The organism is Streptomyces sp. NBC_00158 (assembly GCF_045160885.1).
Taxonomy (GTDB): Bacteria; Actinomycetota; Actinomycetes; order Streptomycetales; family Streptomycetaceae; genus Streptomyces.
In genome coordinates, this window is record NZ_CP108162.1 from 21,821 (window position 1) to 42,092 (window position 20,272).

At 72.1% G+C, this 20,272-nt stretch carries 21 protein-coding genes and 3 pseudogenes; 8 read left to right on the forward strand and 16 right to left on the reverse strand.

The window, feature by feature from the left end:
• Positions 1–34 precede the first annotated feature (34 nt).
• The 7 genes and pseudogenes from OG553_RS35260 to OG553_RS35290 all read right to left on the reverse strand — a co-directional run bounded on the left by OG553_RS35260 (position 35) and on the right by OG553_RS35290 (position 7,264).
• A pseudogene (locus OG553_RS35260) lies at positions 35–870 on the reverse strand (IS5 family transposase).
• A gap of 300 nt (positions 871–1,170) precedes the next feature.
• Positions 1,171–4,107: a BTAD domain-containing putative transcriptional regulator gene (locus OG553_RS35265; RefSeq protein WP_405983222.1), complete on the reverse strand. Its 2,937-nt coding sequence runs from the start codon at positions 4,105–4,107 to the stop codon at positions 1,171–1,173.
• A 173-nt stretch (positions 4,108–4,280) separates the two neighbouring features.
• Positions 4,281–4,601 carry a hypothetical protein gene (locus tag OG553_RS35270; protein ID WP_331727710.1) on the reverse strand — a complete coding sequence of 107 codons (321 nt, stop codon included), beginning with the start codon at positions 4,599–4,601 and terminating at the stop codon, positions 4,281–4,283.
• Positions 4,602–4,931: 330 nt separating this feature from the next.
• Positions 4,932–5,558 (reverse strand): DUF6461 domain-containing protein, encoded by a 627-nt coding sequence (locus tag OG553_RS35275; protein ID WP_405983223.1) that lies wholly within the window; start codon positions 5,556–5,558, stop codon positions 4,932–4,934.
• A gap of 100 nt (positions 5,559–5,658) precedes the next feature.
• Entirely contained in the window at positions 5,659–6,054 is a 396-nt protein-coding gene (locus OG553_RS35280) for a helix-turn-helix domain-containing protein (protein WP_331727716.1), read from the reverse strand.
• Positions 6,051–6,392: a hypothetical protein gene (locus OG553_RS35285; protein WP_331727718.1), complete on the reverse strand. Its 342-nt coding sequence runs from the start codon at positions 6,390–6,392 to the stop codon at positions 6,051–6,053. Before OG553_RS35285 ends, OG553_RS35280 begins: the two co-directional genes overlap by 4 nt.
• 140 nt (positions 6,393–6,532) lie before the next feature.
• A complete protein-coding gene (locus OG553_RS35290; RefSeq protein WP_331727721.1) occupies positions 6,533–7,264 on the reverse strand; it encodes an SDR family NAD(P)-dependent oxidoreductase in 732 nt (243 codons plus the stop codon).
• A gap of 95 nt (positions 7,265–7,359) precedes the next feature.
• On the opposite strand from OG553_RS35290, the gene OG553_RS35295 reads away from it, so the two are divergent.
• Complete coding sequence (locus tag OG553_RS35295; RefSeq protein ID WP_331727724.1) at positions 7,360–8,211, forward strand: LysR family transcriptional regulator; 852 nt, start codon at positions 7,360–7,362, stop codon at positions 8,209–8,211.
• 70 nt (positions 8,212–8,281) lie between these two features.
• Here OG553_RS35295 and OG553_RS35300 read toward each other — a convergent pair whose 3' ends face one another.
• Positions 8,282–8,560, reverse strand: coding sequence for an immunity 49 family protein (locus OG553_RS35300; protein WP_331727727.1), 279 nt, complete (start codon positions 8,558–8,560; stop codon positions 8,282–8,284).
• A 16-nt stretch (positions 8,561–8,576) separates the two neighbouring features.
• Here OG553_RS35300 and OG553_RS35305 point away from each other — a divergent pair, with 16 nt between their 5' ends.
• A complete protein-coding gene (locus OG553_RS35305) occupies positions 8,577–8,804 on the forward strand; it encodes a hypothetical protein (RefSeq protein WP_331727729.1) in 228 nt (75 codons plus the stop codon).
• On the opposite strand, the gene OG553_RS35310 is transcribed toward OG553_RS35305, so the two are convergent.
• Complete coding sequence (locus OG553_RS35310; RefSeq protein WP_331728673.1) at positions 8,791–9,198, reverse strand: carbonic anhydrase; 408 nt, start codon at positions 9,196–9,198, stop codon at positions 8,791–8,793. The two genes, OG553_RS35305 and OG553_RS35310, sit on opposite strands and share 14 nt — an antisense overlap.
• A 211-nt stretch (positions 9,199–9,409) precedes the next feature.
• Here OG553_RS35310 and OG553_RS35315 point away from each other — a divergent pair, with 211 nt between their 5' ends.
• From OG553_RS35315 to OG553_RS35330, 4 genes and pseudogenes are all read left to right on the forward strand, one after another.
• Complete coding sequence (locus OG553_RS35315; protein WP_331727732.1) at positions 9,410–9,904, forward strand: GNAT family N-acetyltransferase; 495 nt, start codon at positions 9,410–9,412, stop codon at positions 9,902–9,904.
• Between the two features lie 985 nt (positions 9,905–10,889).
• Complete coding sequence (locus tag OG553_RS35320; protein ID WP_331728675.1) at positions 10,890–11,630, forward strand: alpha/beta hydrolase; 741 nt, start codon at positions 10,890–10,892, stop codon at positions 11,628–11,630.
• A 9-nt stretch (positions 11,631–11,639) separates the two neighbouring features.
• Positions 11,640–11,801 (forward strand): annotated as a pseudogene (locus OG553_RS35325) (response regulator transcription factor); the annotation flags it as partial.
• A 513-nt stretch (positions 11,802–12,314) separates the two neighbouring features.
• Positions 12,315–12,965, forward strand: coding sequence for a hypothetical protein (locus OG553_RS35330; protein ID WP_331727738.1), 651 nt, complete (start codon positions 12,315–12,317; stop codon positions 12,963–12,965).
• Between the two features lie 35 nt (positions 12,966–13,000).
• Here the strand turns inward: OG553_RS35330 and OG553_RS35335 are convergent.
• The 6 genes and pseudogenes from OG553_RS35335 to OG553_RS35360 all read right to left on the reverse strand — a co-directional run.
• Positions 13,001–13,183: pseudogene (locus OG553_RS35335) on the reverse strand (ATP-dependent helicase C-terminal domain-containing protein); the annotation flags it as partial.
• A 105-nt stretch (positions 13,184–13,288) separates the two neighbouring features.
• Entirely contained in the window at positions 13,289–13,930 is a 642-nt protein-coding gene (locus OG553_RS35340; protein ID WP_331727741.1) for a hypothetical protein, read from the reverse strand.
• A gap of 202 nt (positions 13,931–14,132) precedes the next feature.
• Positions 14,133–14,498 (reverse strand): hypothetical protein, encoded by a 366-nt coding sequence (locus tag OG553_RS35345; protein ID WP_331727743.1) that lies wholly within the window; start codon positions 14,496–14,498, stop codon positions 14,133–14,135.
• 217 nt (positions 14,499–14,715) lie between these two features.
• Positions 14,716–15,420: a response regulator transcription factor gene (locus tag OG553_RS35350; RefSeq protein ID WP_331727745.1), complete on the reverse strand. Its 705-nt coding sequence runs from the start codon at positions 15,418–15,420 to the stop codon at positions 14,716–14,718.
• Positions 15,417–16,628: a sensor histidine kinase gene (locus OG553_RS35355; RefSeq protein ID WP_405983224.1), complete on the reverse strand. Its 1,212-nt coding sequence runs from the start codon at positions 16,626–16,628 to the stop codon at positions 15,417–15,419. Before OG553_RS35355 ends, OG553_RS35350 begins: the two co-directional genes overlap by 4 nt.
• A gap of 2 nt (positions 16,629–16,630) precedes the next feature.
• On the reverse strand, positions 16,631–17,155 hold the full coding sequence (locus tag OG553_RS35360; protein ID WP_331727749.1) for a hypothetical protein: 525 nt from the start codon (positions 17,153–17,155) through the stop codon (positions 16,631–16,633).
• A 122-nt stretch (positions 17,156–17,277) separates the two neighbouring features.
• Here OG553_RS35360 and OG553_RS35365 point away from each other — a divergent pair, with 122 nt between their 5' ends.
• Positions 17,278–18,612, forward strand: coding sequence for an ATP-binding protein (locus OG553_RS35365; protein ID WP_331727751.1), 1,335 nt, complete (start codon positions 17,278–17,280; stop codon positions 18,610–18,612).
• A 2-nt stretch (positions 18,613–18,614) separates the two neighbouring features.
• Positions 18,615–19,685, forward strand: a complete 1,071-nt coding sequence (locus tag OG553_RS35370; protein ID WP_331728678.1) for a hypothetical protein — start codon at positions 18,615–18,617, stop codon at positions 19,683–19,685.
• A gap of 34 nt (positions 19,686–19,719) precedes the next feature.
• Here OG553_RS35370 and OG553_RS35375 read toward each other — a convergent pair whose 3' ends face one another.
• Positions 19,720–20,271 (reverse strand): hypothetical protein, encoded by a 552-nt coding sequence (locus OG553_RS35375; protein WP_331727754.1) that lies wholly within the window; start codon positions 20,269–20,271, stop codon positions 19,720–19,722.
• Position 20,272: the final 1 nt, after the last annotated feature.

Below are 20,272 nucleotides of genomic sequence, written 5' to 3' on the forward strand. Positions count from 1 at the left end.
CCGGAAGCGAAGGAGCTAGGGCTTGTCCGCAATGTCAGGTCGGGAGCCATAGCCGCAGGCAGGTGAGGGTGACCAGGGCTTGGTAGTGGCGGGCTCGTTTGTCGTAGCGGGTGGCGAGGGCCTTGTTCTGCTTGAGCCTGTTGAAACAGCGTTCGACAACGTTGCGGCGACGGTAGACGGCACGGTCGAGGCGGCAGAGGATCTCGCCGCGTCGTCGGCGTCCGTTGATCTGGTCGATGCGTTCGGGGATGGTGCAGGCGATGCAGCGTCCGCTGAGGTAGGCGCGGATCTTCCGGGACGAGTAGCCCTTGTCGCCGACCACCCGCAGAGGCCGGGTGCGGGGCCGGCCGGGCCCACACCGATTGACGCAGATGCGGGCCATGAGCCGGCTCGAACTGCGTGCAGTCGTTGACGTTCCCGCCGGTGACGGTGAACCCCAGCGGCCGCCCTCGGCCGTCGCAGGCGAGGTGGATCTCCGTGCTCAGTCCGCCACGGGACCGGCCGAGTGCCTCACCGGTCCAGAGCCCCCTTTTCGGGCCCCGGCCGCGTGCTGGTGGGCCCGCACGATGTTCGAGTCGGCGCAGACGACGGACCAGTCGACCTCGCCGATCGCGTCGGAGTGCTGCTGGACGTGGGCCAGTAGCCGGTCCCAGGTTCCGTCCACCGACCAGCGGCGGAACCGTTCGTAGACCGTCTTCCACGGACCGTAGCGCTCGGGCAGGTTCCGCCAGGCCGCCCCGGTGGACGGCTTCCACAGGATCCCGTTGAGGACCTGCCGCCGGTCCCGCACCGGACGGCCCATCCGGGGGACGGAGCCAGCAGCGGCTCGATCACCGTCCAGGCCCGATCAGTCAGTTCATGACGCCGCACCACGAACGGAGTAACGGCCACCCGACCTTGCGGACACGGCCTAGCCTTGCCCGGCTTCGGCTTGCGGGCTGCGGTCGTCTTGCCCGGCTTCGGCTTCGGGGGCGGCGCCGTCGTCTTGCCCGGGTCCGGGGTCGGTACCTTCGTCCCGCCCGGGTCCGGAGCGCGAACGGAAAGAGACAGCCTCGGTGGAGGCAGGCACTTCCGGCCCAAAGCCGGAGATCACGGTGCTGCGCCGTATCCGTGCCGCGTCCTGCTGGACCGGGCACGCGGGCAGCCGGAAGCAGGTGTTCCCGAGATCCGTCAGCCCGCGAGCCGCCGCAGTTCCGGCAGGACCGGGGCGTCCGTGCCCGCCAAGGCGCGCAGCGCGATGCGCCAGTGCTCCCGAGCCGCCGGCTCCTCCCCCGCCTCGCGCAGGACGTGTCCGTACTCGTGTTCCGCCAGACCCGTCGCGTACGTGTCGCCTCGCTGCCGAGCGCGCTCCAGCAGCACTTCACACGCCAGCCGCGCCGCTTCGAGGCGCCCGAGCTGCCGCAGCGCCCGGGCCCTTCCCCGGTGCATCTCCCGCTCGGCGTTCCAGTGCGAGGCACCCGTGGCGGTGGCGGCGAGGCCCGCGTCGAAGCGCGACAGGGCGACTCCGGGCTCGTCCAGTGCCAAGTGGGTGTGGCCGATGTTGGACAGCGCCACCAGTCGGACCACCGGCGCGCCGATCCGCGTCGCGAGGTCCAGGCTCTGGAGGTGGTAGGAGATCGCCAGGCGCGCGTCGGCCGGCTCCGTCACGTACCCCTGGAACCCCAGGAGTAGGGCCTGATGGAAGTCGGAGACGGGCTCGGGGCGGAGCGACAGGCATTCTGCCAGGGCCGCCCGGGCCTCGGCCAACCGCCCCAGCGCTCTCAGAACGGCCGCTGTGTTGCCGAGCGTGAGCATCCGGGAGATGCCGTCCCGGCCCGCCCCCATCGTGCTGGACTCCTCCAACAGGCCCAGCGCCTCGTTCATGAACCCGTCGGAGTACCGGGCGACTGCCAGGCTGCGCAGGGCAGCGGACTGCGCCTCCGTGTCGCCGCTTTCCCGGGCCAGGCGGATCGACCGGTGCGTCAGCCGCTTCCTCGCCTGCGTGAGACCGCGGTCGTGGAGGTAGAGGTAGAGCGTCTCGATGAGCTCGACGACCTGCCGGCGGCCCAGTCTGCCGCCGTCCTTCTGCTCTGCCAGGAAGATCAGGTTCTCCGCCTCCCGATCCGCCCACGCGAGGGCTTCCGCCGAATCGTGGAAGGACGGACTGTCCGCAGAGGCGGGGTGAACGGCGTCCACGGCCGTAGGCGCAGGACGTGCCGACGGCTTGCCGGGGCGCAGGGCCTCGGCGCATGCCGCTGCCCGGCGCAGGTACCACCACAGCGCACCCTCGTCCAGCCCTGAGTGGCGTGATCGCGAGGGGTGCGAATGTGCCAGCTCCCGGGCGAACTCCCGCACGAGATCGTGGGGCGCGTACCGGCCGGCGCACGGCTCGTCCAGCAGCGCGACCTCGGCCAGCCGCTCGAGTGCCAGATCGGCGCGGCTCTCGGACACGTCCATGAGCCGCGCCATGATGCCGGCGGAGTACTCGGGGAGGTCCAGGGAACCGAGACGCGCGAGCGCGTACGCCGCGTCGAGGTCCCGTCGCCCTTGCGACGAGGCGAGGGCCTCATGGGCCACGGCCAGCGACCTGCGGACGCTCAGGTCGTCCAGTTCGAGGTGGTCCAGCCGGGCCCCCCGGGCCGCGAGCCGCTCGGAAAGCGCTTCCACGGTCAGGGTCTTGCGGGCCGCCAGCCGGGCGCCGGTGATCCGCAGCGCGAGGGGAAGCCCGCCGCACAGGGCGACGAGACCGTCCACCGGGTCCGAGTCCGGGTCTCCCGCCCGCAGCGAACGGCCCGATGCCCTGGTCAGCAGAAGCCTGCTCGACGCCGGTGACAGGGGTGCCAACCGGATGTGCCTGCCCGAATCCAGCGTCGCCAGCGGAAGCCGACTCGTGACCAGCACGGCGCACCCGGGTCCGGCCGGCAGGGCAGGCCTGATCTGCCCCGCCGAGGACACGTCGTCCAGGACCAGGAGGACACGCTTGTCCGCCAGCGTGGACCTCAGCAGCGCCGACGCCTCCGCGCTGCCGTCCGGGACCCGCCGGGGGTCCACGCCCATGCCCTCCAGGAGCATCGCGACCGCCCGGCAGGACTCCAGAGGCGGAACCCCGGGAGTCGCCGCGTGCAGGTTGAGGAACAGCTGCCCGTCGGGAAAGGCGTCGTGCAGCCCCTGGGCGACGTGCAGGGCCAGGCCGGTCTTCCCCACGCCCGCCATGCCGCTGATCACGGCGACGGCCGGGTGCGAACGTGGTGCGAGCAGGACCGTGCGGATCGTTTCGACGTCCTCGGCGCGGCCCACGAAGTGCACCGGAGGCGCGGGGAGCTGGGCCGGCCGGGCGGCAGCGGGGACGACGCCGGCCCCTTCTTCGGGAGCCGGCCGGCCCGCCCCCGACAGGATGAGCTGATGTGCCTGCCTTGCCGCGGGGCCCGGTTCCACGCCGAGTTCGTCGACGAGCATGCTCCGCAGGCTCTGGTACCGGGACAGCGCTTCGGCCTGCCGGTCCGTACGGTCGAGGACGAGCATCAGCTGGCGGTGTAAGGACTCGCGCAGCGGATGCTCCGAGACCAGCAGGGCGAGCTCGGCGGACAGGCCGTCGAGTTCTCCGAGGCGGAGCAGGGCCTCGAAGCGGCACTCCAGGGTCTGGAGCCTGCGCTCCTCGAAGTAGACGATCCTGGGGTGATCCGGCAGCACCGTCGACGCCGAGACCGTGTCGGCCAGGGGCGTACCCCGCCACAGTCCCAGTGCGGCCTCGGCTTCCCGCTGCGCCTCACGCCACTGTTCCAGACGCAGTGCCTCCTGGGCGCGGTCACTGTGCCGCGTGAAGGCATCACAGTCGGCCTCCCCCTCTGCGACCTGCAACAGGAACCCCTGGCCGACCGTACGGAGACGGGCCCCGCCCTCCGGGCCGAGGTCCTTGCGGAGCCGTGCCACGTGGTTGTGCAGGGAGGCGACCGCGGAGGCCGGCCGGGCATCACCCCACAGCGCGGTCATCACCGCACCGAACGCGACGACGTGGTTCGCCTCGAGGAGAAGGGCGGCGAGCACGGCCCGGGACTTCGGCCGTGCGACGGGGCAGGGCCGGCCCGCACCGTCGTGCACCGTCAGCGGACCCAATATCCCGAACCTCATCAGCCGCCCCCCGAAGTCTGATCTGCGGGACATTGTCGTCCAGCGACAGGAGTCGATCAACATCCGGCCGGGGTCCGGTTCCGGTCTCCCGGCCTCCTGGTCTTCAAGGGGTGAACGGCCCCTGCAGGCTCTGCCGGCAGGGGCCGTTCACCATGCCGTACTTCAGGCGCGGCTCAGTTCCAGACCTTTCCGTAGAAGAACCCGCCGCTACCGCGCTCGTAGTAGTTCTGCCCGTACAGACCGCCCACGCACTGGGTCTTGTTCCCCCATCCGTTGGTGGGGAACGAGGCGACCATCACGTTGGTGTCGGCGTCCCAGAGCTCGGCGCGCCCCCAGTACGCGAGGGCCGTGTGCTTGCCGGAGAAGCAGACCTCGTGGTTGCCGTTGGCGGGCACGCTTCCGCTGGTGCACGTGTATCCCTCGCAGACGGAGGAGGCCGCGCTCGCGGGACCGGCGGCGACCAGCCCGAAGGTGGCTATCGCGGTAGCCGTCATGATTGCCTGAACAATCCTCTTCTTCACGGTATCTCCATGTTCCCAAGAAAGGTTGACTGGACGTCGCGTGCGTTCTGCCCGGCTTCGCCCGAGGTGCTGCTCGGTGGGGAGCGCACGGACAGAACTGTGCTGGCCCGTACCAACAACCCGCCAACACGACGCCAACCGCACGGGACGGACGAGCCGCCGGTACCGGGCTCACCGGCCGGCTCGGCGTCGCCCTCCCCGAGACGCTCTGGGCGCCGCTCGTCCGGGGCGTCCACTGGACCGACCAGCCCCACGGACAGGCCCTCAGGACCTGGACCGGCCGACGGCGATCCCGGTGCTCGCTCAGAGGTCCATGTCCGGGGTGCCGCGAACCGCATACGCCGGCAGGCGGGCCTTCTCCAGGTAGGCCGGGGAGAGCGAGAGGTCGAACCGCTGCTCGATGATGCCGAGGGTGCGCCGGTAGGTATCCGCGTAGTGCTCGTCTTCGGGGGCGATGAGCGTTTCCCCATCGGGCTGCAGCACGTGCCCGCTGACGAGGTCGGGAAGCAGCAGGTCAGGCTCCCGGCCCCAGCGCCACGCTTCCTCGCCCAGTCCGAAGCCACACAGCTCCACGCCGTCCCGGGCGTAGAAGACCGTGGCCGGCGGGTGCTCCTGCATCGGCACGTAGTGGACGGCTTCGACGCCCTTCCGGGAGATCTCTGCCAAACGCTCCCCGCCGGTCGAGTCCCCGTACTCCAGAGCGAACGCCCAACCCTCCTGCTCTCCGACGCGTACGACACCGTCGCCTTCCTCGCCCGGCCGGTACCACTCGCCGAGGTCCCAGGCTTCGGCGTCGGTGATCGGCTCGGTCGCGCCGTCCCGGTCGCCTCCCATGCGCACCGCCAGTTCCTGCGCGGATATCCCCCGTGCGAACACCACGCTGGACATCCAGTGCTCCGGATCGACCAGCCATCGAATCCCGTCGCGCATGTCGTCGCCCCCACCCATAAGACGGTGATCATCGGGTGCACCCTATGCCGCGCCACCGACACGACGAGGTCGTCCGGTACGACCCGGCGACGCCGACGGGTCAATGATCAGCCGCCCCCGAAAGGCTCGCCTCCTGCGCGTCGATCAGCTCGTCCCAGTGCTCCCGCGTCCACTCGCAGGCCGCGTCCAGCGGGCCCGGTAGACCCCGGCCGAGCGAGGTCAGGGCGTACTCGACACGGCGCTCGGTGCCCTCGAACTCCTCCCGCACGACGAAACCGTCCCGCTCCAGCCTGCGCAGGGACTGGCTCAGCGATTTGGCGGTGACGCCACGCAGCGGGACCTTGAGCTCCGAGAAACGTCGCGGGCCGTCCTGCAGGCAGCGCAGGATCAGCGCGGCCCACTTGCCGCCCACGCGGAACGGCACCAGAGGGGACGGGCAGACGGGGTCGAACGTCTCGGGATCCAAGGGGGTCCGTTCGGCCTGCGGCTTCGTCATGATCCACCCAGCACGGTCTCCAGCAGCCCGGCCAGACGGGCGGGCCGGTGGTCGAAGCCGATGGCCCGGCCGTACGCGCCCGCGGCGAGTTGCTCGGCCAGGACGCCGACGTCGTGCGTCGCGGCCGCGCCGAGCCAGTCGACCGGCGCCTGGGGGCCGCAGTGGAGTTCGGCGAGTTCGTCGAGCTGGGAGAGGGCGAGCTCGTTCATGCCCGCGAGGTGGGCCGGGACGGCGAGGCGGCAGGCCCAGCGCAGCACGACCGTACGCCGGTGGCCCAGCAGGTGCAGGCCGGCCCGCGCGTTCTCCGGCTGCCAGGTGGTGAGCAGACCCGTAGGCACGGCGATGTCATTTCACCTGCATCAACGTGCGGTTGTCCGCGTCGGTCCGTACGACGCCGAGGGCGCTCTCCACCGGGTGGGCGCCGTCCTCGGCACCGGCCGGGCTGATGTCGCCGCTGCCGGTGACGGGATGTGCACGATCACCAGGGCACTGCGCCGGCGTCGTCGAAGAACCGGCCGGTCGGGCCGTCGTCGGGCAGGGTCGCGAGTTCGATGGCGATCGCCGCGCCCTGTTCGGGGGTGCGCACGCCGCGGAAGCCGTTGAGGTCGGTGGCGACGTAGCCGGGGCAGGCGGCGTTGATCAGGATGTTCGTGCCGCTCAGCTCCCGGGCGTACTGGAGGGTGACTGCGTTCAGGAACGTCTTGGACGGCGAGTACGCCACGGCCACCGGACCCGCCGTCTGCTCGGCGGCGGTTCCTGACTGCCGGGTGAGGGAGCCGACGCTGCTGGACATGTTCACGATCCGCGGTGAAGCGGACCGGCGCAGCAGCGGCATCATCGCGTTGGTGACGCGGATGACGCCGATCACGTTGGTCTCCACGACCGTCCGGATGATGGCGGGATCGACCCGGGTGGGCTCCTGCGGCATGGCGCCGGCGATGCCGGCGTTGTTGACGAGCACGTCGAGGCGCCCCGCCCGTTCCTCGATCAGCCGTGCGGCGGCGGTCGCGCTCGCGTCGTCGGTCACGTCCAGTGGTACTTCGAACGCGTCGACGCCGGCCGCGCGCAGTCCCTCCACCGCGGCCTTCCGGCGCCGATCGTCGCGGGCGCCGACGCCGACGCTCCAGTCGAGGGCGCCCAGGCCCGCGGCGATCTCGTAGCCGATTCCCTTGTTCGCGCCGGTGACCAGCGCAATCGTTCGTTCGCTCATGGGGATCATGCTGTCCTCGGACTCCTGCCGGGGTCCAAGACCGATCGGGTGGGCGACGATACCGTCCGGGTATTGATCCGGGGTAGCGTGGCCGGATGGAGACCCGGGAACTGCGCTACTTCGTCGCGGTCGCCGAGGAGTTGCACTTCGGGCGTGCCGCGCAGCGGCTCGGGATCGCGCAGCCGCCCCTGTCGCGGGCGATCCAGCAGCTCGAACGCAGGCTCGGGGCGGTGCTGCTGGACCGGACCAGCCGCACCGTCACGCTGACCGAGGCCGGTTCGGTGCTGCTGGCCGAGGGCCGGGCGGCCCTCGGCGCGGTCGACGCCGCCGAGCGCCGGACCCGCCGCGCCGCCCTTTCCGCGACCGGGCGTCCCGGCCTGGTGCTGGTGACGAAGGCCAGCGCGTCCCGCGAACTGCTGGCGGAGCTGCTCGACGCGTACGCCGCCGAACCCGGCGCGGTCGACGTCGACGTCATCCTGTGCGGCCCGGCCGAGCAGGGACGGCTCCTGCGCGAGGGCCGGGCCGACGTGGCGCTGCTGCACCGGCCGTTCGACTCGACGGACGGGTTCGACACCGAAGAGCTCGGCACGGAGGGCCAGGTCGCGGTCCTGCCGGCCGGGCATCCGCTCACTGGCCGGGCCCATGTGCACATGGCCGACATCACCGGGCTGCCGGGCCTTCCCCTGCCACGCTGGCCCGGCCCCGACGGCACCTACCCGCCCGGCCCCGGCCCGCGGGTCCGCGACCACGCGCAGCTGTTGCAGCTCGTCGCGCTCGGCCGGGCCTGCGCGGTCTCACCGGAGTCGTGCCGGGCCCAACTGCCCGGTGACCTCGCCGCCGTGCCCGTGCTGGACGCGCCGGACGTCACCACCGTGATCGCCTGGCCCCCGCACAGCCGGTCCAGAGCCGTCGCCGACCTCGTCCGCACCGCGACCCGTCTCCAGTAGTTCCGACATCCCCGGCCGGGTTCCACCTGTCGTGGCCGTGCTACTCCGGTGCCGGGGCCCGAGCCGGTCGTCAGGCGTCCACTTCGCCGGCCCAGCCGAACTCCAGGAGTTCCTTGGGGAGATACTCGGACTCGACCCTGATCTCCATACCCGCGTCACGGGCCAGGCAGGCAAGGGCGAGCGGGCCGAGCGCGACCAGGCCTTCGCCGCTCCTCGAACGGGCCTCGGTTGCGGTCCAGTACTCCTTGTGCCACGTGAGCGCTCCTGCCAGGGCCTCGTTGAACTGCTCCTCGTTCCGTGTCGCGTACCTGTGGAAGAGGTTGAGCGGCGGGTAGAGGATCTTCAGCATCGGCTCCTGGCCGGCGGTGCCAGAGCACGGGTACGACGGGCGGGTCGAGCACGACGGGGTCACCCTGGTCTTCAACTGCGACGGCGCAGGAACCGCCCGGCCGACCGGCACCCACACCGTATGCGTCGACGTCCGCAAGGCCGGGGACTCACCGGGCCACGCCGCCTGGCCGGCCGAGCGGGGCCGCTCGGGCATCGGCCCGCCGTACGCCGAGGACCCGTTCCCGGGGGTCAGAGGGTGGTGAAGGTGCCGGTTCCGGGCTGGTAGCGGGTGGTCGTTCCGGTGGTTAGGTCGTGGTACCAGCCGTGCAGGCGCAGTTGCCTGGCGGCTCGGCGGGCTTCGACGGTGGGGTGGCCGCCCAGGGCGGCGAGTTGCCGGGCTACCAGGCTGTGTCCGTCCGCCCGCCGCGGGTCGGGGTCCGTGGCTTCGCAGTCGGAGTGGCCCATCACCACGACGTCCCTGAGCGAGGGGAAGGCCAGGGCCCGGGTGAGGACGGGCGCGCCGGCCGGCTCTACGGTGGCGCCCGGGGTGCGGAGTTCGAGGATCTGGCCGGGGAGGGACCCGGTGATGAGGCCGGGGTGCAGGCGCGGGGCCGAGCAGCAGATGAGGAGTACGTCGGGCCGTGGGCGGCGGGACAGGCCCGGACCCGGTGGCGCCGCTCACGCCAGGGCAAAGAGACCTCCGCGCCTCCGCTACGGCGGCTGAACGTGACGGTGCCGACGCAGACACCGTCCGCGCGGCCCGGGTCTGCGAGCTGTGTGTCCAGGTCGTAGCCACGATAAAGTCCGCTCGATGGTTCGAAGCCTTCCGGTCTGCCGGAAGGCTTCTCGCGTTCTCGAGGAGGATCAGATGGCAGACTTCGTTGTCCGCAGAGCGGGCACCGAGGACCGCGACGTCCTGGAACGACTCTGGCCGCTTTTCCTGCACGACCTGTCGGAGTTCTGGGGCATCCTGCCGAACCCGGACGGAACATACCGCCGCGAGTGGCTAGAGTCGGCGATCGGCGATCCCGCCTGGTCGGCCTATCTCATACGGTCTGGTGACCGGCCGGTCGGCTTTGCGTTCGTACGCGCGCTGGACAGCGATGCGCACGTGCTGAACAGCTTCTTCGTGGTGCGTGGGGCACGCCGGTCGGGCCTCGGGTTGCGAGCGGTGCGGGCCGTCCTGGCCGCGCACCCTGGCCGATGGGAGATCGCTTTTCAGGAGAAGAACGCGGGCGCGGCACGCTTCTGGCGTCACGTCGCTTCCGAAGTCGCGGGCGAGGCCTGGACCGAGGAGCGGCGACCGGTGCCTGGGAAGCCTGAGCTGCCGGGGAACACATGGGTTGCCTTCGATGCGCGTTAGTCCTCCTTCGCCTTAGTTCGTGAAGGCGTGTTGGTCAGGCCGGCCGGTCACCGAGGTACGAGCTGGTGGACGTGCTCTTCATCCGCCTCGACGTCGCCGCGGTCGAGGCCCACGCCCACGCCCAATACAGCACATTGGAAGGAGAGCCCATCGGCGAGGTCTCACCCAATAGACCAACCCGAGCCGGCAGCAGCGGCCGGCCCCTGGCCGAAGGATGGAACGCCCTCCACCGTGACGCCCGGACGCAGCCATGGGAACCGGACCGGGTGCCGGCGGATCCCGCCCCGGTCGACCGCCCGGTCGGCGCTGATTTCCGCCACGACCGCCGGCCGCATCAGCACCGCGTCCAGGGCATCACGCGGTCCCCGCGCGGCCGCGAACCGTACCCCGGACCACGGATCCCCGGGGCCGGCGGCGGTGAGGTGCTCGCCGACCCGCCGGGCCTGATCCGGGCGCAGTCGCACCGTACGCCCGACCGCGCGCAGCCGCCACTGCCCCACCACCGCCCGCCTTCGACCTGTGGGACGAGACGGTCGAGGCCAGCCTGCACCTGCCCGACGGCGACATCTTCCTCATCGACGCCCACGACCACACACCTTTCCCGTCCCTGGCCGACCATGTCGAAACCATCGGCCGCTGACCGCCCGCCAGCCCCCCACTGCAGCCGCGGCGAAGCGCATGGGGTGCTGCCGAGCAGGGCACAGGCCGTGCGGGCCGGAGGAGGAATCACGGCGGGGACGGTCGTGGTGGGGCAGCCGTTCCGGGACCTGGCGCCCGACATGAGAGCACGGGACCGGCGGCTGCGGGCCTCCGCAAACCCGTTGGCGGACCACCGGTGACCACTGCTACTTTTCCGGAGGCCGTGCAAGAGAGCGAGGAGGTGGTACCCGTGAACGTATCGACATGGGTGCTCCCCTCCGGGGTCACGGTCGGGCGATAGGTCGTCCGGGAGCGCCGTTCTGTGGCACTCCCGAAAGGCACGACCGTGCACTTCACTTCTGAACAGCGTCTCGACGACGGTGTCGTCGAGCGCGAATTCATCCTCGGTGGGATCCCCGGCATCCTGTGGACGCCCGGATCCGCGTCCGCGTCCACACCGGCGCCGCTGATCCTGCTCGGGCCCCCTCCCCTCGGCCTGCGCCAGGTCTACCCCCGGCTGGTGGCCCGAGCCCGGCACTCCGCGGCGGACGGCTTCGCCACGGCCACCATCGAGCTCCCCGGGAAGGGCGACCGGCCCCGTTGGCCCGCCGCTGAGCAGGCCGGCGCCGACCTGCGCCGGGCGTTGGAGGACGGCGAGCCCGTCAGCGACGAGGTCATCGACGCCCTCGTCCTCCCGCTGGTCGACAAGGCGGTCCCGGAGTGGCGGGCCGCCCTGGACGCCCTCCTGTCCCTGCCCGAGATCGGTGGCCCGGTCGGGTACTCGGGGGGAGTGATCTCCATCGCGACCCGGCTGGCGGTGGTCGAGCCGCGCATCTCGGCCGCGGTTCTGTTCGCAGGGAGCTTCGTGCCTCGCGCCGTGTTCGAGGAGGCCCGCCAGGTCACCATTCCGCTGCACGTCCTGCTGCAGTGGGACGACGAAGGCAACGACCGACAGGCTGCCCTCGACCTGTTCGACGCCTTCGGCTCCAACGAGAAGACCCTGCACGCCAACATGGGCGGGCACACCGGCGTCCCGCAGTTCGAGGGGGACGCCGCCGCCCGGTTCTTCACGCGGCACCTGAAGTGAGACCCGGCCGTCAGGCTGCTCGCGTCCGGCATGACGGACGAAGCGGCCGGCAAGCGCCTCGGGGTTTCGCTGCGCACCGTCCGACGTCAGGTGGCCGCTCTGATGGAGCGCCTGGACGCCACGAGCCGGTTCGAAGCGGGCCTGAAGGCGGCCCAGCGCGGCTGGTTCTGAACTGGCGTCCTCACCGGCCCGTCCGTGCACGGCATCGCGTCGGTCAGCTCAAGGGCTTCGTGACGTGTGCGGTCTGAAACGCATGGAGTCGTTCCGGCGGAGGGGGAGGGGGAGGGGGAGGGGGAGGGGGAGGGGGAGGGGGAGGGGAGGCAAGTGAAGACATGGCAGAAGGGCCGCGGCGTGCCGGGGCCGGACGTCCCCTGGAACGAGGTCGTGCCAGGACTGTGGATGGGCGGGCACCAGCGGACCGACGCTCCGGGGGAAAGCCGTCCGGTGGTCGTCGGAAAGGAGTTCGGCCTGGTCATCAGCTCGTACACCCGCCCCGGGCCGCGAGAGCCTGGACGGCGCCACCCTCTACCCGCTGATGGCCACCCCCGAGCAATGGCCCGACCGTGGTTCGAGCCCTGGGAGCCCGCCGCGCCCGTCGGCTGTGGGCTACGGCCGTCAGATGCCGTGCCCATCGGCCGGATATGGCCCCGAGGCGCTCTTGCGGACCGGTCCTACGCTGGAAGCATGGCCACCGATCCCATGCTGAGACAAAGCCCCGACTCGACGGATCTGGTCCTGCGAGTCGGTCCGGCCGGGCCGACGTGGAACGTGCTGACCTCGGCGGGGCCGGCGCTGTTCGCTCCGCTCGCTCTGGGCGTGCTGACACTGCTCGTCGCCTTCGCGATGGCGCTGGCCGGGGCGCGGGCGTCGACCGTCTTCGTCGTGGTGGGGGTGATCGCCGGGCTGGAATACCTGATCGGCTGGCTGGCGACGGCCTCTTCCCGGGCCCGGGACATCCTCCGGGTGGAGTTCGCGCCGGCCGGGGTGCCCGCGTCTGTGCGGTTGGTCCGAGGTGCCGGGCCGGATGACTGGCTGCCCGTCAATACCCTGCGCGAGGTGCGGCTGACGCACAAGGTGGTGGAGCCGTACCAGGGGGACTACAAGCCGGCCGTCTCCACGCTCGCGCTGGAACTCGACCTGCGGGGCGTCCGGGAGCGGCTCGCGCTCCCGTTCAGCGGCGACCCGCAGCTGCTCGCCGACGCGCTGAAGGCCCTGCTCGGCCCGGCTGGGGTCGTGGTCTACCTGCGCACCGAGCGCAGCACGCGCGATCGGCCGCAGCCCAACTCCCGCTGGACTTCCGGTGGTTCGGCCTCGGCCAACTCGGGTGGCGGCTGACCCCGGGCTGCCCGTGGCGCTCCCCGGTCGGGCGTGTTGAGCCGCCGGGTCGACTCGGCCGCAGCCGGGTCCTGCGGCCGCGGATGGCGGGGGTAGCGGCCGCGGAGCTCGGCCCGCACGACGCGGTGGCCCTGGCGCCAGAACGACGCGAGGTCGCCGGTGACGGCGGCCGGGTGCCCGGCCGGGGAGAGCAGGTGGACCCCGGCGAGTGTCGGCGTACACGCCGCCGTGCCCAGGTAGGTGCGCACGAACGTGCTCACCGCGTCGCACCCGTTGACGCTCCTGGGCCCCGCCTTCTTGGCCGTTGAAACCGGACCACCGTCCTACGGCTCCGACGGTGTGGTCGGCGCGGGAAGGTCGAGAAGACGGGCGAGGGCGGCTGTGACGCGAGCGCGGTGGCCCGGGAGGTGTGTGGAGGCCCAGTCGGCTGCCAGTGCGAGGAAGTCGGCCAGGTCGCGCTCGGCCCCGACGAGCAGGTGGCGGAGCTCGGTGACGGACAGCTCGATCACCGGGCTGTCGCTCCGGTCAGCGTTGGCGGTGAGCCGGACGGTGTCGCCGAAGCGCTCCGCAACCGGTGACACGGGGTCGTGACCGAAGCCGAGCAGGCTGCCGGCGTCGGCGAACTGGTGCCAGTCACGCCAGTCCTCCAGTCCATCGCAGCAGCCGGGCAGGAACGTCACACCTGTGGAGTTGTCGGTGACCCGTAGACCGCCGGCCGCGAAGAGGCAGTCGAAGGTCAGCAGCCCGTGGAGGAACGAGCCGAGTGCGTCGGCCGGACGAGGCGGGCGGTCGCCGTCGGGGTCGACGTCGTTGCAACCCGCGATGCGCATCACCGCCGTTCCGACCTGAGCGGGTGAGAGCTCACCGCTGAGAGGGAGGAAGCCGAACGGCTCGATCTCGGCGACGGGCCAGAGGTCGAAACCGTCAGGGGTGTAGATCTCCAGGACGGGATGCATCACGATCACTCGGGGAGTGTGCCGCATCCCCGCCCGTGCCGCCGGCGCGGACCGGCTGTGGATCGTGGACGGCACCCCCATCCCGGTCCGCGACCGGAAGGCCGCTTGGACGCGGCCCTGTGCGCCAAGCGCCGCCAGTGACCCGAGTCAGAGGTGAGGTGGCAGTACGGGAACGCCCCGGCCGAGGCGCGGCCGGGGCGTTCGGGCCGGGTCAGTGGACGCTGACGACCTGGAAGTCACCCCAGCTCTGGGTGGTGTTGATCCAGGCGGTGCGGGTGTAGAAGCGGCCGCCGCCGCAGTTGTTGTAGGTGTAGGCGGTGACCTCGACGTTGCCCTTCCACCACCAGCCGCCCAGCGGCGTGGACGAGTCCCGGGTGATGTTGAAGCACTTGCCGACGGTGCTGCCGTTCTGGTTGGGACCCTTGATGTAGACGGACTGGGCCCTGCCGGACGCGTCGTCGATCTGGATCTGCTGGCCGTTGTTCCCGGCGAACGCCGTCCCCGTCCCGGCGACGAGGCCGGTACCGGCCACGGCGAGCGTCACTGCGGCGGTGGCGAGCTTCCTGCGGATCTGCACGGTCTTCCCCCTGAGTCGTGGTGCTTGCGGGCACCAAAAGTTGATCTTGGTTCGGAAGAAACCTTCTCCCGGGGGCCCCGTGCGGAGCAAGCCGCTCCGTCGACAGGAGCGTTCCGATTTCGTCCCGTTTCGTCGACAGCCATTCGATCCGGCCCGGGGGCAGGTTTCTGGTCTTCCCGGATGGGAAGCCGGGCCAACACCCGGCGCCCACGGCGGGTCAGGCCAGGCCCGAGGTGATGGCGCGGCGGACGGCGTCGGCGCGGTCGCGGATTCCGGCCTTGGCGAACAGGTTGTTGATGTGCGTCTTGACCGTGGCCTCGCTGATGAAGAGCTGCTCGGCGATGCCCCGGTTGGGCAGGCCCTGGCCGATCAGCGCGAGGACCTCGCGTTCGCGGCGGGTGAGGTCCTCGGGCAGGGGCAGGGGCCTGCCGGGCGGGGGCGCCTGGGTCTTGACGGTGGCGAGGAGGCGGGCCTGCACCTCGCGGTCGAGTACGGACTGGCCGGCGGCCGCGGCCCGGATCGCGCGGGTGATGTCCTGGCGTCCGGCGTTCTTGGTCAGGTAGCCGCGCGCTCCCGCGCCCAGGGCGCCGAGGATCGAGTCGTCGTCGGCGAAGGTGGTCAGGACGACCACCGCGACCTCCGGGTGCTCCCCGGTCAGCCGGCGGGTGGTCTCGATGCCGTCCATGACGGGCATCCTCAGGTCCATCAGCACCACGTCCACCGGGCCGGCGGCGACGGCCGCCAGTACCTCGGTGCCGTTCGCCGCGGCCGCGACGACCTCGATGCCCCCGGCCAGGGCGAGGACGGCGGCGAGGGGCTCGCGGACGGCGGCCTGGTCGTCGGCGACGACCACCTTCAGCGGCGGTTGGGGCGGCTGCTGCTGCGGCTGTTGTTGCGGCTGTTGTGCTTCGGGTGCGGTCATTGCGGGATCACTGCCTCCACTTGCCAGTCGCCCTGGTGCGGGCCTTCGGTGACCGGGCCCGCGGTGAGCGTGCCCCCCAGCAGGGCGACGCGTTCGCGCATGCCGATCAGTCCCATCCCGCTGCCCGCGCCCGGGACCGCCGGGCGGGTGCCGGGGCGGTTGCGGATCCTCAGCGCCGTCGACGCCGGGGCGAACGCCAGCTCCACGGCGACGGCTCCGCCGGGAGCGTGCCGGGCCGCGTTGGTCAGGGCCTCCTGGGCGATCCGCAGCAGGTTCTGGACCGCCCGGGCGGGCACCTCGCGCACGGTCCCGGTGACGGTGAGGGCGTCCGGGTGGCCCGAGGACGCGAGCATCGAGGCCAGGGTCTCGCGCAGCGGCAGCGCGTCCTCGCGCAGGGCGTGCACCGTCCACTGCGCCTGCTTCAGGCTCTCCTTGACGAGGCCGTGGGCCTTGGCGTTCGCCTCCCGGACCTTCTCCAGGTCCCCCGTGTCGATCAGCGCGTCCGCCAGCTCCAGCTGCATGTTGATCCCGGCGAGGGAATGCGCCAGGACGTCGTGCACGTCCCGGGCGATCCGGCCGCGTTCCGTCAGGACGGCGGTGCGCGCCTCGGCGCGGGCGGCGCGTTCGGCCGACTCCGCCGCGTCGATCGCCGCCCGTACGGCCTGCCGCTGGGTGCGGTTGACGATGCCGACCAGGACCGGGGTGCCGGTGGTGAGGCCGAACACCCACGGCAGCGCCTCGTGACCCGGTCCGAGGCGCAGGTACAGCACGGCACCGCAGAGCAGGCTGCAGAACCCGGCCAGGACGAGGGCGGGCCTGGTCTCCAGGCGGTAACCGATGTGGCCGGCGAGGAAGAAGGCGAAGAGGTAGGCCGTCCCGCTGCTGCTCAGGCCGATCAGGGCGGCCGCCGCGACGACCCCGAGCGTCAGCCAGACAAGGGCGAGGCGCGGCGGGACCTTGTGCTCGGGCAGCCGACGGGCCAGCAGGGCGGCGGAGTTGACCGCGAACAGGACGGCCACGGCCAGGCCCCGGCCGCTCGGCCCCATGGGACGGATCGTCAGGAGCCCCACGACGACGACCGCGACGGAGACCGCCCACTGCACGCGCGGGTCCTGCCCCGGTACGGGACGCGCGCCCGCATCCCGGCCGGTGTCGACGCCGGGGTGCGGGGCGATCTGGTCTGCGGGCACAGGCCGAAGATACGGCACGGTCAGACCGTTGTGCCGAGGACGGGCAGGGTGGCGGCGCCGCGCACCGTCCGGCTGCGTACGTAGATCGTGGCCACCCGCGTGACGACCTCGGTGAGCGCCATCAGGACGAAGGCCGCGACCCAGGCCTGCTGGCTCGTGATGTGGTGCGCGAGGCTGAACCGGGCGACGTCGTCGGCGCCGCCGCCGTGCTCCACCCAGGTCTGGAACCCCATCCGGGCCCCCATGCCCGCGATCCAGAGGACCGCCGACACGGCGCCCGCCTTGATCAGGAGCTGCCCGTCGAGGGCGCGGATGCGGGTGTAGACCCCTCCGGCGATGCCCAGCGCGGCGCCGACCGCCGTGAGGGCCCCGATCAGGACGAGGTCGTTGCCGGCGGTGGGGACGGAGTCCAGGTACGAGTACCCCACGAAGGCCACGATCCCCAGCGGGAGCAGGAAGGTCCTGTGGTCGAGACGGCCCTCCCGCAGTTGCCGGAAGACGATCAGGACGAGGGCGATGTCGGTGATCCACTCGGTTGCTGTCATGCCCTCAAGACTGCTGCGGCGCCGCTCGCCGCGCCTGGACCCGGGGGTGGAGAAGGGGGTGGAGATCCGCCGCACACCACCCCGCCTGGACCGCCGTCGGAGGGGCCGCGTAAACATGGATCATGCCGGAAGAGCCTCCCTCCCCCGAATCCCCGCTGGAACCCCCGCCGGAAGCCCCGTTGGAACCCCCGCTGATACGGAGTCTGCGCACCGCCGTGGCCGCCGCCCCCGGGGACGTTCCCCTGCGGTTGCACCTCGCCGAACTGCTGCTGTCCGCCGGGCTGCACGACGCCGCGGTGACGGAGGCCGCGGCCGCCCTGCAGCACGCGCCGGGCGACGGAGCGGCGCGGGAGCTGATGATGCGGGCCATGGGGATGCCGTCCGCCCCGGCCGCTCCCCCGGCCGCTCCCCCGGCACCGTCGGAGTCCGCGGGCGGCGCCGCCGGCGAGCCGTCCCGCCCCGCCGGGTTCGACTGGCGGGCCGCCGAGCAGGAGGTCGACGGCATCGTAGAACCCCGCTTCGTCGAGCCCCCGCTCAGCGCCGACGGCGTCGGCGACCCCGGGGACGCCGACGCCCGGGAGGTGTCCGCGCCCGGCGTCGTGCGGCTCGCGGACGTCGGCGGCATGCGGGAGGTCAAGGACCGCCTGGAAGCCGCGTTCCTCGCACCGATGCGCAACCCCGAACTGCGCAGGCTGTACGGCAAGAGCCTGCGCGGCGGGCTCCTGCTCTACGGGCCGCCCGGCTGCGGCAAGACCTTCATCGCCCGGGCCGTCGCCGGCGAGCTCGGCGCGAACTTCCTGTCCGTGTCCGTCAACGACGTCCTCGACATGTGGATCGGCAACTCCGAACGCAACATGCACGAGGTCTTCGAGACCGCCCGCGGTCAGGCGCCCTGCGTCGTCTTCCTCGACGAACTGGACGCGCTCGGCGCCAAGCGCAGCCGTACGCAGCACAGCGGCATGCGCAACACCGTCAACCAGCTCCTCACCGAGCTCGACGGCATCGACTCCGCCGCCAACGAGGGCGTGTTCGTCCTGGCCGCCACCAACGTCCCCTGGGACGTGGACATCGCGCTGCGGCGGCCGGGACGGCTCGACCGCACCCTGCTCGTGCTGCCGCCCGACGCCGCCGCCCGCGAGGCGATCCTCCGCTACCACCTGCGCGAACGCCCCATCGAGGCGGTCGACCTGGGGCGTCTCGTCAAGGCGACGGACGGCCTCTCGGGCGCCGACCTCGCCCATGTCTGCGAGTCGGCGGCCGAGAGCGCGCTGCTCGACTCGGCGCGCACCGGCGTGATCCGCATGATCGGCACGAAGGACCTGCTCGACGCGGCGAAGTCGGTGGTCCCCTCGACGGAACCGTGGTTCGCGGCGGCGCGGAACGTGGCGATGTTCGCCAACGAGGGCGGCATGTACGACGACCTGGTGACGTACCTGAAGAAGAGGCGGAAGCTGTGAGCATGGACGCGGTGGTGGCGCGTGCCGTCGCGCTGCAGTCGGCGGGCCGGTACGAGGAGTGCAAGGCCGTGCTGGCCCCCCGCCTCGCCGAGGCGCCGGACGACGAGCTGGCCTGGCAGGTGCTCACCGTCGCCCACGAGAAGCTCGGCGAGTACGAGCTCGCGGAGCGGGCGGCCGGCGAGATGCTCCGGATCTCGCCCGGACACGTCGGCGGCCTCATCCAGCTGTCCCGGGTGCTGCTCCGGCTGGACAAGCGGTCCGAGGCCCGGGCGGCGGCAGAGGAGGCCGTCCGCAGGTCGCCCGGGGTGTGGACCACGCACTTCGTGCTGTCCGAGGTGCTCGTCGCCCATGCGGCGGCCCTGCCCGCCGATCACGAACGGGCCTACGAGGCGGCCCTGGAGGCCGTACGCCTCGCCCCGGAGGAGCCCGAGGCGCACCAGGCGGTGTGCTTCACGGCCGTGCGCACGCAGCGCCAGGACGTCGCGAAGCGGGCCCTGGTGGAATGGCTGCGCCTGGACCCGTCCAACCAGACGGCGCAGGCCATGTACACCGACGCGATGGCCGACTCCCCGAACGTCACGGCCGCCCGGTCGGCGGAGATGTACTCCGCCGGCCTGGCGGGCGCGCCCCAGTCCGCGATGCTGCGCAACGGCCTCGACCGCGCCACGTACCGCCTGCTGCGGGGCACGCGCTGGCTCGCGATCGTCTGCGTGGTGTCCGCGGGCATGATGGTCGACCTCTTCACCACGTCCAGGCACCCGGTCCTGCGGGAGCTGCCCGTACCGCTGGGCAACCGGCTCTGGGTGCTGACGGTCATGGCCGCGATCTGGGGCTTCGGCGCGCTGTGGCGCTACCGCCGGATGCGCACCGGGGTGCGGCTCAACATCCGCTCCCTCGTACGGCGCGGCCGCTGGTCCCGGATCGTGCTGGCGCAGGCGGTGTGGGCCATGCTCTGCGCCCTGCTGATATCCCAGGTCCCGTGGACCGACCGGGGCGTGCCCGGGGTGCTGTTCTGGGCGGGCCTGCTGGTGCCGCTGTCGACCATGGTGTACGACCGCAGGAAGGCGGGGTGACCGGGTGACTGCGTGACCTGGTGGTCCGCCGCGGTCACCGGACCCCGGACCCCTGGGGCCCGGGGACGACGGTGAGGCGGGTCCAGACCAGCCAGTCCTGGGTGGAGTCGCCGTCGGCGTCCACCTCCACGTACAGGGTGCGGGCGGCGGCCCCGGTGAAGCGGGAGAGGTCGACGGTCAGGGTGTCCAGGCTCCCGGTGTAGCGCTTGGCGACCTCGGTGAGCAGGACGCCGTCGCAGCCGACCCTGATGAGCACGCCGTTGGTCTGGGGTGGGCCCACGGGACTGAAGAAGCCGTACTCGGCTTCGAGCCGGGTGCCGGCCGCGACCCCGGGCAGGTGGAACTCACCGCGGATCCAGCCGTCGTCCGTCCACCGGGGGTGGGTCTCCAGCACGCGCTCGCGGCGCGATCCGTCCTCCAGCATCAGACGGGGGACGGGGTGGATGGCGAAGCCGCGCGGGTCGTTGCGTGATCCGCCGAAGGGGAGGCGGCCCGCACCGCTGGACCACACGGCACGGGGGGCTTCCTCGATCAGGTCGAGGTCCGGGGCAGGTGTGGGGGCAGGGGGCCGGTTCGGCTTCATCACG